This window comes from Ahrensia marina (assembly GCF_001293565.1).
Taxonomy (GTDB): Bacteria; Pseudomonadota; Alphaproteobacteria; order Rhizobiales; family Rhizobiaceae; genus Ahrensia; species Ahrensia marina.
The window spans coordinates 45,641-59,769 of sequence record NZ_JXMU01000010.1 but is presented as its reverse complement, the minus strand read 5'-3'; the positions used below and the strand labels follow the sequence as shown (position 1 = coordinate 59,769).

Genomic DNA, 14,129 nt, shown 5'->3' with positions numbered 1-14,129 from the left:
TCTTATATTTTTGCCTGATTGGCCGATAATGGTTCGTCAATCGGGATCAATTTTTCTGGCACTATAGCCTGTGGGCTGATTTGGCACCGAATGGCGTAAGCTTCAACCCCATTGCGCATTGCTTCATCAAAAGCGGCACAATAGTTTTTGTCCAGATCACGGCAGAGATTGAACCGTTCGCAATCGCCGCGTTGAATAAGATATACCATTATTGCTCGGTGGCCCTGATTAGCCACATTGGATAATTCGTCGAGATGCTTTGCGCCACGCGATGTTATGCTGTCTGGAAATTCCGCCAAACCGGCAGTTCGCATCAGGTGGACATTCTTGACCTCTACATAAGCGCGGCCCAACCCGGTATCTTCAAGTAACATGTCGATACATGAATTTTTGCCATATTTTTGCTCACGCTTAAGGTCGGCGTATTGATCCAGATTACTGATCAAACCGTTTCGGATTGCATCTTCGGCAAGCTTGTTGGGCAGGCCAGTATTGATGCCGACAATGGTTCCATCTGCTTCAACCAATTGAAGTGCATGGGCGTATTTGCGTTTTCCGTCGTTATTCACAGATAGCCACACATTGCTGCCCGGTTCCGTAAGGCCCAGCATGGAACCGGTATTGGGCACGGACGCGGTGATTTCATCGCCGTTATCCAGCACAATATCTGCTAAAAAACGCTTATAGCGTCTTATGAGCTTTCCAGGCACAAGCGGCGGGTCAAACTGCACGACAGAAAGCCTTTACGAGCGCACTTTGACAAAAGTGCCCGGTGCGTCGCATAGCGGTTTAAGCTTGCTGCCGCCGTGCTTTTTGCGCGCTTTTACTTCGGTATCGTCATGGCTACGGATCCATGTGTTCCAATGGTTCCACCATGAGCCTGTGTTTTCTTTGGCTTTTTCAAACCAGTCAGAAAATTCCCCTTCAACTTTGCCGCCGGTCCAGAATTGATATTTGTTCTTGGCGGGCGGATTGACGACGCCCGCAATATGGCCCGAACCGCCCAAGACATAAGTGACATCGCCGCCAAAATATTTTGACCCTTCAAACACCGATAGGGCAGGCGCAATGTGGTCCTCTTTGGTGGCAAGGTTATATACCGGCATGGTCACCTTGCTCATGTCGATCTGCTTTCCGCCAATGCGCATAGTGCCTTGCGAAAGCCGGTTTTCATGATAGCAATTACGCAGGTAAAACAAGTGGTTCGTGCATGCCATTCGTGTGGCATCCGAGTTCCAGTAAAGCAGGTCAAATGGCGTTGGTGCTTTGCCGCGCATATAATTGTTGACCATATAAGGCCAAATCATATCGCCTGCACGCAGCATGTTAAACGCTGTCGCCATCTTGGAGCCTTCAAGATAGCCCTTTTTCTTCATTTGCTCTTCAAGCTTGCTAAGCTGCGCTTCATCCACAAAGACTTTCAAATCACCGGCATGGGTAAAATCTACCTGAGTGGTAAAGAAGGTTGCTGTTGCAATGCGCTTATCACCGATCTGGGCCATATAACCGAGTGCGGCGGCCAATAACGTGCCGCCGACACAGTAGCCGATTGCATTGACGTTTTTCTCGCCGGTGGCTTTCTGAATATTATCAAGCGCGAAAAACAGACCGTCATGGATGTAGTCGGTCCAATCCATATCTTTATGACGCTCATCGGGATTAACCCATGCCATCACAAAAACAGTATGACCCTGATCGACAGCCCATTTGATGAAGGATTTCTCCGCATTAAGATCAAGAATATAAAATTTGTTGATCCATGGCGGGCAGATCAGGAGAGGGCGCTTTAGTACTTTGTCTGTCGTCGGCGTATATTGAATAAGTTCAATCAGCTCACTGCGCGCAATAACTTTTCCGGGTGTGGTTGCCAGATTTTCACCAACAACAAATTTTGATCCGTCGACCTGACGCAGTTTCAACTCACCTTTGCCGTCGCGGATATCATCGGCAAGCATTTTCATGCCATCGACAAGATTTGCACCGTTTGTGGCGATGGTTTCTTTAAAAACCTCAGGGTTGGAGATCATAAAATTAGATGGCGATAGGGCATCCGTGACCTGTTTTACGTAAAATTCGGCCTTATGTTTTGTATGCGGTTCCAAATCGGCATCTGTAACCAGATTTTCAGCCCATTGTGAGGTGACCAAATAGGTTTGTTTGAGAAAGCTGAAGAAAGGCTGGTTTGACCAGTCTTCATCGGCAAAACGTTTGTCGCGCGATGTATCAATGACTTCCGGTACATTGCTGTCATTAAGGCGCTGTATTGAATTAGACCAGACGCCCATAAAACCTGAGAACAGTTTGGTTTGTGCCTCCAAGGCGCGCTGCGGATCGGAAAGCCAATATTCAGAGACTTTGGAGAGCGTGTTTGTCAGCTCTGCCGCAGGGTCTGGCGTTTCTTCCAAAGTGCCTTGTTCGCGCGGTTTGAGCCATTCGGATGCCGCTTGTCCCGCAGCTTCAATCATTCGGGCAAGGTTTTTGCTGAACTCATCAGGATTTTTGACAACGTAAGGCTCAAGCAAAAACTCTTGCTTGGTTTCATTTGACGTATTTTCTGACTTTTGCCCTTTTTCGGACATATATCACCCTTGATTGACCTTGGTTAATATCGGAAAGACGTTTAGCACCGTATTGTTCCCTAATCATGACATAATTAAAGGGATGACGTATAGGGTGGTCAACGCTTTGATTGCAGACATTTTCTTTTTGGTAGGCGGGCCATAGTAATTATGATCAATATTCTCAGAAGTCCGTTTCTGATATTGCTGTTACTGATAACGGCTTGCACCGGTACGGGTAACATCGACAGTGCAGGGGATCTGGGGCTCACAGCCAGAAACCAAAGCCGTGCTAATCTGCCGGTAAATGACTCTCTTTATTCGTCTTTACCGGACGGACCAGTCAATACGAACACGTATCCGAATTTTGGCGATCAGCCTCAGGCACGCATAGCGGCAAGTTCACGCTCACAAAGTGAAGCACTTATGTCTCAAATGGAGGCGCTGGAGAGCGCACAGCGCAGCGGCCGGTTGTCTCCGGCAGTATATCAGCAGCGATTGCTGGCCTTGCGCAGGCTGGCCGCACAGCACTCACCTGAAATGCTTGCGCGAATTGATGCGCGGACTTCGAACTGAAACCAATTTAGCGAACCCTAATTTCCGATAGAAAGACACTGATCGAACATGGAAGATTTTCATAAAACCCGCCGCCTGCCTCCTTATGTGTTCGAACAGGTCAACCGGCTTAAGGCCAATGCGCGAAGTGAAGGTCGCGACATTATTGATTTGGGTATGGGAAATCCTGATTTGCCAACGCCGCAATCGATTGTCGATAAGCTGGTTGAAACAGTGCAAGACCCGCGCACGCACCGCTATTCATCGTCAAAGGGTATTCCGGGACTGCGGCGCGCGCAGGCCAATTATTATAAACGCCGGTTTGGCGTGAAGCTTGATCCGGATACGCAGATCGTTGCGACCCTTGGTTCAAAGGAAGGCTTTGCCAACATGGCGCAGGCGATTACCGCGCCCGGCGATGTGATTTTGTGTCCTGATCCGAGTTATCCCATTCATGCTTTCGGCTTTATTATGTCTGGCGGCGTTATCCGCTCGATGCAGGTTGAGCCAGATGACGGCTTTATGAGAGCGCTTGAACGTGCTGTCCGTCATTCTATACCGAAGCCGCTTGCCATCATTTTAAGCTATCCTTCCAATCCGACAGCGAAGCTCGCCAGTCTTGATTTTTACAGAGAAGTTGTCGCGTTTGCCAAAAAGCACGACATCATCATATTGTCTGATCTGGCATATTCGGAGGTCTATTTCGATGATACGCCGCCGCCATCCGTGCTGGAAGTGCCCGGCGCAATGGATGTCGCGGTTGAGTTTACCTCCATGTCAAAAACATATTCTATGCCCGGTTGGCGTATGGGATTTGCGGTCGGCAATGAGCGCCTTATCGGTGCGTTGACGCGGGTGAAGTCCTATTTGGATTATGGTGCTTTTACGCCCATTCAGGTTGCGGCAACAGCGGCGCTGAACGGTGACGGCTCTGATATCGAAGAGGTTCGCCGGACATATAAAAAGCGGCGCGATGTTCTCGTGGACAGCTTTGGAAAGGCTGGTTTTGATGTGCCGCCACCACCGGCAACCATGTTTGCGTGGGTGCCTATTCCTGAAAAGTTCAAAGATCTCGGCTCGCTTGAATTTTCCAAGCTGCTAATCGAAAAAGCCGATGTCGCTGTGGCGCCCGGTCTTGGTTTTGGGGAACATGGCGATGAACATGTGCGTATCGCGCTGGTTGAAAATGAGCACCGTATTCGCCAGGCAGCCCGCAATATAAAGCGTTTTATGGGAATGGCCGAAAAGAATTTGCATAATGTGGTTTCACTGGACACGCGTCGCTGATAAAGCGGCACTGAAATCTTCCAAAGAGCGTCAAAGGTCTGAAAATGAATAATAGTTTGCGTGTGGGCATTGCCGGCCTGGGTACAGTCGGTGCTTCACTGGTTCGGGTGCTCAATGAAAAATCCGGACTTCTCATTTCTCAGTGCGGGCGACCCATCACGGTGACGAGTGTTTCTGCACGTGACAAGTCTCGCGACCGCGGCGTGGATATTTCCGGATTTCAATGGTTCGATAAGGCAGAAGAACTTGCTGTATCAGCAGATGTTGATGTCTATGTCGAATTGATCGGCGGCGATGAGGGGCCTGCACGAGACAGCGTATTGGCAGCTCTTAAAGCCGGAAAACATGTCGTTACAGCCAATAAGGCGCTCTTGGCCAAGCATGGTCTGGAACTGGCACGTGCTGCGGAAGCCAGCGGTGTGGTGCTAAATTTTGAAGCTGCGGTTGCCGGCGGTATTCCGATTGTCAAAACAATGCGCGAATCCATTTCAGGCAATGATACCAATCGCCTGTATGGCATTATGAATGGTACCGCGAACTACATTTTGACACGTATGGAACGCGATGAAATCAGCTTTGAAGAATGTCTGGCTGATGCGCAGCGCCTTGGCTATGCCGAAGCCGACCCGACCTTTGATATTGAGGGCAATGATACCGCGCATAAACTCGCCATTTTAACGTCTATTGCCTTTGGTACTGAAGTTGCCGTTGACGAGATTTATCTGGAAGGTATTTCAAATATTTCGCTGGGCGATATTCAGGCCGCACGCGATCTTGGATACCGTATCAAGTTGCTTGGCGTTGCCCAAAAAACCGATACGGGTATCGAGCAGCGTGTTCACCCGACAATGGTGCCGCTGACATCAGTGATTGCGCAGATTGACGGCGTGACCAATGCCGTTGCTGTTGAAGCGGATATTGTCGGTTCACTATTAATGTCAGGCCCGGGAGCGGGCGGCGATGCGACTGCTTCTGCTGTCATGGGCGATTTGGCGGATATTGCGAAATCACGCCCCGGACACCAACAAGCGCCTGTTTTCGGCCGTTCAGTCGCGGACTTGAAAACATATCAGCGCGCTGAAATTGAGTCCCATGCAGGCGGTTACTTCGTGCGTATGGTTGTTCACGACAAACCGGGCGCATTTGCTGCGATTGCAACGGATTTTGCAGAAAATAACATTTCGCTTGAATCAATCGTTCAGCGCGATCCGGCCCACACAGTGGCGTCTAATGCGAAAACGGTCATCATCATCACGCATGAGACAACCGAATCAGCCATTCGCAAAGCGATCAAGTCGATTACGGAAGAGGGCTATCTTGTCTCGACACCGCAAGTTATCCGCATCGAAAAAGCTGAATAGGCAAATAACTTAATTCTAAATCGATTGAGTTTAACCTTGTCTGCAAACGGTGCTTTCAAGTCACGTCGAGGTGTGCTTTTCCCTAGTCTAGTTTGGTAAAGCAGCGTTTTGTGCTGCCAATAATTGGATATTGATATGAATGACCGCCGCTCAACAGATTCTGGTTTGACACGTGAACTTGCAATGGAATTGGCCCGTGTAACGGAGGCTGCTGCGGTTGCGGCGGCACGATTGCGCGGCCGCGGTGATGAAAAAGCTGCTGACCAGGTTGCTGTTGATGCCATGCGCGCCGAGCTCAACCGCCTGCCAATTCGCGGCACAGTGGTGATCGGTGAAGGCGAACGCGATGAAGCGCCAATGCTTTACATCGGTGAAGAGGTTGGTCTTGGTCATGGTCCTGAAGTTGATATTGCGCTTGACCCTCTTGAAGGAACAACAATTTGCGCAAAAAACATGCCGAACTCTCTGGCGGTTATTTCCATGGCGTCGAAAGGCACGCTGCTGTTTGCGCCTGACGTATATATGGACAAACTAGCGATCGGACCAGGTTATCCAGAAGGTATCGTTGATATTGATGCTGATCCAGCAGACAACATTAAAGCGCTTGCAAAAGCAAAAGGTGTGCCTGTCTCTGAAATTACAGCATGTATTCTTGACCGGCCGCGTCATGATGAAATTCTTGCTGCCGTGCGTTCCACCGGCGCAGCCGTCCGGCTTATTGGCGATGGTGATGTGGCCGGAATTATCGACACAACAGATCCGGATGTAACGGGCGTTGATATTTATATGGGACGTGGCGGTGCGCCTGAAGGCGTTTTGGCAGCGTCTGCCCTGCGCTGTGTCGGCGGGCAAATGCAGGGACGCCTTATTCTGGATACACCGGAAAAGGTCGCGCGTGCTGCTAAAATGGGTGTTTCTGACCCAACACGTTCCTATAAAATGACCGAGCTGGCATCTGGCGATGTTCTTTTCGCAGCTACAGGCGTTACCGATGGCAATATGCTGAAAGGCGTTAAGTTTGCAAAAAATTACATTCAGACCGAGACAATTGTGATGCGTTCATCATCACGCACAGTGCGCGAAATTACAGCGCGCCACCAGGATGTTGAGAAATTCAACTGATACCGGCAATCATTGCGCTTGACGTAATGGAGTGACAGGCTGAAAAGCAGTCATGAGCAAAAGCCAGACATTTCTTGGTATTGAAAATTCTGCGGGCGGTCGGCGCTGGGTAGAGCGTTTGTCCGCACCGCAGAAAAATATCGCGCTGGATATCGCGCAGACACATGGTGTTCCCGATATTCTGGCACGGGTTCTTGCAGCGCGCGGCGTTCATCGTGATGAAGTCAAAGAGTTTCTTGATCCAACGATCAAGGCATTGATGCCTGATCCGCGCACCATAACCGATATGGAAGCTGCAGCCTCGCGCATTGCGAAGGCCATTAACACCCAAGAAAAAGTGGCCGTTTTTGGTGATTATGATGTGGATGGTGCCGGTTCGTCTGCTTTGATGGCCCGTTATCTCGGGCATTTTGGCCTGCAAGTAGAGATCTATATTCCTGACAGAATATATGAGGGATATGGACCCAATGCTGCGGCCATGAAGGCACTTGCAGAGCGCAATGATTTTATTGTCACCGTCGACTGCGGCACAAACAGTGCCGAGGCATTTGCCGCCATTGACGGCGCCGGTATCGAGATTGTTGTTCTTGATCACCATCAGGTTGGCGGTGCACTGCCGGAAGTGGTCGCAGTAGTGAACCCGAACCGTGAGGATGATATTTCCGGCCTTGGGCACTTATGTGCCGGCGGTGTCGTTTTCATGTGTCTGGTTGAAGTGTCACGTCAATTGCGCGCGTCCGGGAAGAGCGACTTGCCTGACCTGATGCGTTTGCTTGATCTGGTGGCGCTGACAACGGTCTGCGATGTTGTTCCGTTGATCGGGCTTAATCGCGCATTTGTGGCTAAAGGACTTGTGACAGCGCGGCATCAGACGAATTTGGGTATTGCGGCACTGGCATCGGCTGCCCGAATTGGCGAGCCGATTAATCCATTTCATTTTGGTTTTGCCATTGGCCCGCGCATCAATGCTGGCGGGCGTATTGGTGATGCCTCGCTTGGTGCCAAACTGCTTACAGAAACCGATGCCAATCGGGCTGCCGAGGTGGCAAAAGAACTGGATGAACTCAACGCGCAGCGTCAAGCGATTGAAGTGCAGATGGTTGCGGAGGCGAAGGCTGAGGCCGAACGCGAATTACAATCGTCTTCACCGCCGGCAATCATTATTACAGCCAGCGAAGACTGGCATCCGGGAATTGCGGGCTTGATTGCTTCGCGGCTTAAAGATTCAACGCGGCGTCCGTCCTTCGCCATAGCGCTTGGGCGCGATGGAAAAGGAACTGGTTCCGGACGCTCAATTCCAGGTTTCGACCTTGGTAAAGTCGTGCGCATGGCGGTTGATGCAGGTTTGCTTATCAAGGGCGGCGGGCATGCTATGGCCGCGGGCATCACAGTTGAGAAAGCGAAGCTTGGCGCACTGCGAGCCTTTTTTGACGAGCAAGCCGCAGCCGCTGTGCAGGATTTGGTGAACACCTCGGAGCAGAAAATTGACGGCGCACTTTCAGCGCGTGGTTGCAATATCGCTCTCATTGAATTGCTGAGCAAAGCCGGACCGTACGGCGCTGGCAACCCCGAGCCTGTCTTTGTGCTACCCAATCATATGGTGGCTTTTTCAAAGCCGGTCGGGCAGGGCCATTTAAAAGTAGCGCTACGAGCGCAAGACGGCGCACAAATCGATGCAATTGCATTCAGAGCAGTTGAAAGCGAGTTGGGCAATGTTTTACGGCAAGGTCAAGACAATCCCATTCATGTTGCGGGCACTTTAAGTGCCAACCACTGGAATGGCCGCGTTACGCCGCAACTTCGCATTATCGACGCTGCGGTTCCTGTCTAGAACTTAGAGATAATCGCTTAGGCGAGAACCGGCGTTGAGATAGCCGATCGGATTAATAGGTTTACCGCCGGAACGTACTTCATAATGAAGATGCGGGCCTGTTGAACGGCCTGTGCTGCCAGCCGCGCCGACTTTTTGTCCGGCGACAACTTTCTGACCGACTTTGACATAAATCCGGCTCAAATGGGCATAGCGTGTCGTTAAACCGTTGGCATGTTTGATTTCCACCAGATTGCCGTAGCCGCCATTGCGTCCGGCTTTAACAACTTTTCCATCGGCGGCAGCATTTATTCGTGTGCCTGTGGGCGCTCTAAAATCAATGCCGCCGTGAAATGCGCTGCGGCCAATGATCGGATCTTTGCGACGTCCGAATTTGCTGGAAATACTTTTGCCCGGGGCTGGATTGACAATCGGGAAAGAGCGCACGGCTTTCTTTGTTTTTTCAAGCTCTTGCATGGCATTGTTGAAAGAGGCGATCTCGCTGTCAAAAACGGCGTTTAAATCTTTTGCATCAGTGGGAATGAAAGGACCGCCGGTCCCTGTTGTTTCCTCTATTGCACGTATTGGCAAGCCTGCTTTGCGCGCTGTATTGACGATCTTCATCCTCTGTTCTGCAGCGGCATCAGATAGGGCGGCGATTTGCTCAATCTGTGTACGCTCAATGTCATAAAGATCACTTCTAACATCGGCGAGTTTTGTCAGGCTCGGTAATTCATCTACATGCTCTGTCGCAATTGATCCGGTTGTCATTGTATCAACATCTGGACGAGGCGCGCTAAAGCCTAGCCTTGCTTGCTTGTTGTTTGATCCGGGGCGTAATTTAGGTACCGGCATTGCGGAAGCCGGTGTCGAGGAAAGACCAAGCTCTTTGGCGCGCTCGAGCAGAGGCTCGATCCGGTTTGAACGGCTGGCTAAAATATTCTGGCGGCTGGCAAGTTCGGCAATTTTGCCTTCCATAAACTGCTGGTCGAGAAGGCGGTGCGACGTGATGCGGTCAACTTGTCCACGCAATGATGCAATACGGTCCTCATAGGCGTGTTGCAGCTTTGCCTGACGTGCAACGGCTGTGTTGAGCAGGTCATCGCGTAAAATAAGATAGCTTGTTGAGAGCAGGTAGCCTACAGCCATTGCCATAAACACCGTTGCAGCAATGCCAACGGCCCAAGGCCTTACAGTGAAATGACGGATGTCTTGACCCTGTGCAATGATTACAGTGTGCGGTTCTTTTCTTTTGCCGAACTCTTGGACCTTTTTCACGTGTAAACCCTGTCATGCGATAAATACGGATGACTTGATTACACTTTATTAGGGTTAATAAACCGTTTTGAGGCCGCCAAATTGATACGTTCGAGGAGCATTGAATATGCTCTCAAAACCTATTTTCAATTCAATTGTTTAAGGCGGCAGCTTCTTCCAAAACAGCTTCGGCATGGCCGGGGACTTTTACTTTGCGCCAGATTTTCGCGATTTTTCCTGTTTTATCAATCAGAAAGGTGGACCGTTCCACGCCCATATACTTCCGGCCATACATATTTTTCTCTAGCCAGACACCAAATGCTTCGGCGAGTTCGTGGTCTTCATCGGCGAGCAATGTTACGCGTAAATCGTGTTTGGCTTTGAATTTCTCATGCTTGGCGACGGTGTCTGGCGACACGCCCAGAATGACGGTGTTCTGCTCTGCAAAAGAATCCAGAAATTCGGTAAAGGCAATGGCTTCCTTGGTGCATCCGGGCGTATCATCTTTCGGGTAGAAATAAAGCACGACCTGTTGCCCATTAAAATCATCGATCGACACGATATTGCCGTTGTCTGCTGGCAATGAAATGTTCGGTGCGCTAGAGCCTTCCGTCAGTTCGCTCATGTGGATTCTTTCATTTTCGCGTGAATTTCGGTGTGTTCGATATATGGTGACTAAGCCATAATTTAATGGCGATTCGGTAATTTATAAAACAAAATTCAATTCGGGATCAATTTGAACCAGAAAACCGACGATAAAATGCGGAAAGTGAGAAGGAAAGCTCATAGTTCTCTGCATACATTGCCGTCTTATCGTGGGGGTAAAGGGCCGGTTCATGCCCCGCTCATACCGCCCAGACATCTTGTTCTGCGCCGTTGTATTATCGGTATCTGCCTGTTTCTTGTTTTTGCACTCGCCACTTTGTTCTTTGTTGTGCGCAGCGGTGTGGTTATGCCGGTTGTCGGAAATGCCGCGGCTGATGCATTGCGTCGTGTTGTACCGCCAACGATGAATGCCGAAGTGGGTGACACTAATGTCGCTATTGTCTGGTCAAGCGGTTTGGGCATCACCTTTAAAGATGTCAAGCTGACGCGGAAGAGCGACCAGCAACAAATGCTTTCTGCTGATGAATTGATTGTAGGTATTCGCACGCGATCGCTGATAAGCGGAAATCCGGAATTTTCATCGGTGCGGCTGCGCGGTGCTACACTGGATATGCGAAAGTCCGAACTAGGTGAAACGCCGCGCGTTAAAATCAGTGATGCCCACGATAGGTTCGAGGCTGTTTTTGCCACTTTAGACAATAGTGTGGGCGGGCTAGTTTCGCAGGAAGGCGGTATGCGTCTGAATGCAGAAGATGTGAAGGTGCTTCTGCGCGACAATGTCTATTCCAATGCTATTGAAGTTGTAACTTTGGCAATGAGGGCGGAAAAAGGCCAAGCAAATTTCGATGGGCAATTTGTCATAGACGGCTATGACGTGCCTGTGACCGGAAAACTGGTGCTGCCGAAATTTGCTAATATTATCAATGGCGATGCCAAAGCAGGCGATGTTCAGGAACTGAGTGTGGAGGCAACCAATATGCCGCTGCCGTGGCGCCGGTTCCAGACGATGTTTTCCAAATTGGATGAAGACCGCGACCCTGAAAAACGCCATGAACCGATGCGCGGCAGGGCGTCCCTACATTTCGTCAATGCAAATCAAGATGCGTCCGATATGGCTACGATTGAAGCTTATCCCGAAGATATTGCATTCAAGCTGGATCAGGACGACTTTGTCCCAATTGATGGCGCCTTAAGATTGAGTGCTGATTTTGCCACCGAGGCGATTACGCTGCATACAACGCCGTGGCGGGTGGGCCGCACAACGCTGGATCTAAGTGGCCGTTTTCGTGACCAGCCTGATGTGACTGACAAGAATGTCTATCAATTTGAAGTGCTGGCCAATAATGGCGTGGCTTATGCCAGTGACGCCAATGAAGAGCCGGTCAAGTTTGCCGCCAGAGCGCAAGGCTCGTTTCTTTTGTCGGAGGAAATTATCAGCTTTACACGGTTGGACATCAATTCCGATAGCGGGACGATGAATGGCGAGGGCGAACTTGCGCTGAAAGGGGAATATCCGACGGCGATCTTTACAGTATTTGCCAATGATATGTCTGTTGCCGGGGTTAAGCAGCTTTGGCCAGCCCCTGTTGCAAGAGGTGCTCGGCGCTGGGCGTTGGAAAATCTTGCCGGTGGCGGAAGGGTTGTTAAGGCACGCTTTGATATCGTTGAACCGTTAAAACGAAGGATTGCCGGCACTCTGCGCGAACATTCGGATGAAACCACTGTCGAACTGGATGTTGAGGACATTGAGTTTAGCGTGGTTGGCAATATTCCGCCGGTTCAAAATGCTAGCGGCCATCTATCCAGTGCTAACGGCGTAACAATCGTCAATATTGATCAAGGCTCTCTGCTTTTGCCGAGCGGCCTTAAAACAAATGTAAAAGATGCGACGCTGACCCTGATTTTGCCTGATGGCACGGACGGTAAAATCGATGCGAATTTGAAAATGAATATGACGGGTGAATCGCGCGCTATTGGTGAGCTTGTTGCGCTCAAACCCATTGAGGCGACACGATTTTATCAATTCGAACCTGTTGATTTGCTAGGTGATGTTGATGCCAATGTGACTGTGGATTTTGTGCTTGGCGACGGCCCTAACTCGGCGCCGCCTGATTGGGCGGTGGATTTAAAAGTTGCTAACGCCGGTAGTGAAGCAAAAATTGAAGGGCGGAACCTGCGCGGGCTGAACGGGCGCATACAGCTTGATCCGGAAAAAGGGAATTTCGACCTGAAAGGTGACATTGATGGGCTGCCTGCTGATATTGCCATGGTTTTGCCGTTCAATAATTCCGGCGTAACACCCAAGCGCGATATATCTTTAGTGCTGAAAGATGCCGACCGAAAAAAGATTGCGCCGGGGTTGGACACACTCTTAACCGGAACGACACCGGTCAAGTTCGGCGGCGGCAGCGATGCCTCACGTGTAAGCATTGATTTATCATCGTCCAAACTGTCATTGCCGTGGATCGGTTGGGCCAAAGGGGCGGGAATCAAGGCAAATGCCGGTTTTGATTTTATCGAGAATAATGGCGCGACAACACTGAAGAACTTTGAGCTGAAAGGCGATAGCTTTGGTGCTGAAGGCGACATAAATGTCGATAAAAATGGACTGCAGCGGGCGCGGTTTGGTTTTGTGCGTTTAAACAAAGCGGACAATATTGCGCTTGATGTGAAGCGTAACGGTAAGGGTTACAGCGTCAGTATGAATGGCAAGTCCTTTGATGCGCGCGGTATTATGCGCCATGTGCGCGCAGAAGCGCGGCGCACCGAAGGAACTGACGGTTCAATAGCTGTAGATGTCACAGCCGATATCGGGCGCGTTACCGGCTTCCATGGCGAACACCTGACAAATGTTAAACTAAAGATGCAATTACGTGGCGGCGCACTGACACAACTATCAATTCAGGGTACCACCAAATCCGGTTTTCCGGTTTTTCTGACCATAGAAGGCACCGGTTCCAACCGCCAAGTAAAATTGGAAGCGCTTGGTGCCGGTGAGTTCTTACGGTTTGCGGATATTTATACCAATGTACGCGGCGGTACGCTTAATCTGGCGTTGAGCGGAGCTGGACCGCAAATACTAAGCGGAAAAGCCGATTTGTATGATTTTCGCGTGTTTAACGAGCCGAAGCTTGCGCAACTTGTTTCCTCCAAATCGAGTGGATCGCAGAGCTTGGAACAGGCGGTTAACCGCAGAATTGATACGCGGGAAATTAAATTTGAGCGCGCCTCCGGCAATCTGGCTTTCAGCCCTGGTAGTTTGGATATTTCAGATGCTGTTGCACGCGGCCCGCTGGCCGGTTTTGTAATCGACGGGAAGGTTTTTGACAGTAAGAACCAGACGCGGCTGACAGGTACGTTTCTACCTGCTTACGGCTTAAACCGGCTATTCGGTGAAATCCCGATTTTGGGTCTGTTTTTGGGTAATGGACGCGATCGCGGGTTGATCGGTGTTACTTTCAAACTGTCTGGTAGTTTTGACAGTCCTCAAGTGACCGTGAACCCACTATCGGTGATTGCTCCCGGTATATTCCGCTCGATTTTCGAGTTCCGCTAGAGCGTGTCTGCTTTTCA

The 14,129-nt window shown here is 50.2% G+C and carries 10 protein-coding genes; 6 read left to right on the top strand and 4 right to left on the bottom strand.

Translation table 11 applies throughout. From position 1 onward, the window contains the following. Positions 1-2 precede the first annotated feature (2 nt). Together sfsA and SU32_RS07740 are read right to left on the bottom strand one after the other, a co-directional pair. Positions 3-731 carry a DNA/RNA nuclease SfsA gene (gene sfsA, locus SU32_RS07745; RefSeq protein ID WP_053998780.1) on the bottom strand — a complete coding sequence of 243 codons (729 nt, stop codon included), beginning with the start codon at positions 729-731 and terminating at the stop codon, positions 3-5. 12 nt (positions 732-743) lie between these two features. Then, on the bottom strand, positions 744-2,579 hold the full coding sequence (locus SU32_RS07740) for a PHA/PHB synthase family protein (RefSeq protein ID WP_053998779.1): 1,836 nt from the start codon (positions 2,577-2,579) through the stop codon (positions 744-746). 150 nt (positions 2,580-2,729) lie between these two features. On the opposite strand from SU32_RS07740, the gene SU32_RS07735 reads away from it, so the two are divergent. The 5 genes from SU32_RS07735 to recJ all read left to right on the top strand — a co-directional run bounded on the left by SU32_RS07735 (position 2,730) and on the right by recJ (position 8,714). Further along, positions 2,730-3,134: a hypothetical protein gene (locus SU32_RS07735; protein ID WP_053998778.1), complete on the top strand. Its 405-nt coding sequence runs from the start codon at positions 2,730-2,732 to the stop codon at positions 3,132-3,134. A 48-nt stretch (positions 3,135-3,182) separates the two neighbouring features. Further along, entirely contained in the window at positions 3,183-4,400 is a 1,218-nt protein-coding gene (locus tag SU32_RS07730; protein ID WP_053998777.1) for an LL-diaminopimelate aminotransferase, read from the top strand. Positions 4,401-4,444: 44 nt separating this feature from the next. Further along, positions 4,445-5,761 (top strand): homoserine dehydrogenase, encoded by a 1,317-nt coding sequence (locus SU32_RS07725; protein ID WP_053998776.1) that lies wholly within the window; start codon positions 4,445-4,447, stop codon positions 5,759-5,761. Between the two features lie 135 nt (positions 5,762-5,896). Continuing rightward, positions 5,897-6,883 (top strand): class II fructose-bisphosphatase, encoded by a 987-nt coding sequence (gene glpX, locus SU32_RS07720; protein WP_053998891.1) that lies wholly within the window; start codon positions 5,897-5,899, stop codon positions 6,881-6,883. 52 nt (positions 6,884-6,935) lie between these two features. Continuing rightward, positions 6,936-8,714 carry a single-stranded-DNA-specific exonuclease RecJ gene (gene recJ, locus SU32_RS07715; protein WP_053998775.1) on the top strand — a complete coding sequence of 593 codons (1,779 nt, stop codon included), beginning with the start codon at positions 6,936-6,938 and terminating at the stop codon, positions 8,712-8,714. Positions 8,715-8,717: 3 nt separating this feature from the next. Here the strand turns inward: recJ and SU32_RS07710 are convergent, their stop codons facing one another. Beyond that, positions 8,718-9,971 (bottom strand): M23 family metallopeptidase, encoded by a 1,254-nt coding sequence (locus tag SU32_RS07710; RefSeq protein ID WP_053998774.1) that lies wholly within the window; start codon positions 9,969-9,971, stop codon positions 8,718-8,720. 130 nt (positions 9,972-10,101) lie between these two features. Further along, on the bottom strand, positions 10,102-10,575 hold the full coding sequence (gene bcp, locus SU32_RS07705; RefSeq protein ID WP_053998773.1) for a thioredoxin-dependent thiol peroxidase: 474 nt from the start codon (positions 10,573-10,575) through the stop codon (positions 10,102-10,104). A gap of 111 nt (positions 10,576-10,686) precedes the next feature. On the opposite strand from bcp, the gene SU32_RS07700 reads away from it, so the two are divergent. Continuing rightward, entirely contained in the window at positions 10,687-14,112 is a 3,426-nt protein-coding gene (locus SU32_RS07700) for a YhdP family protein (protein WP_082376553.1), read from the top strand. Positions 14,113-14,129 lie beyond the last annotated feature (17 nt).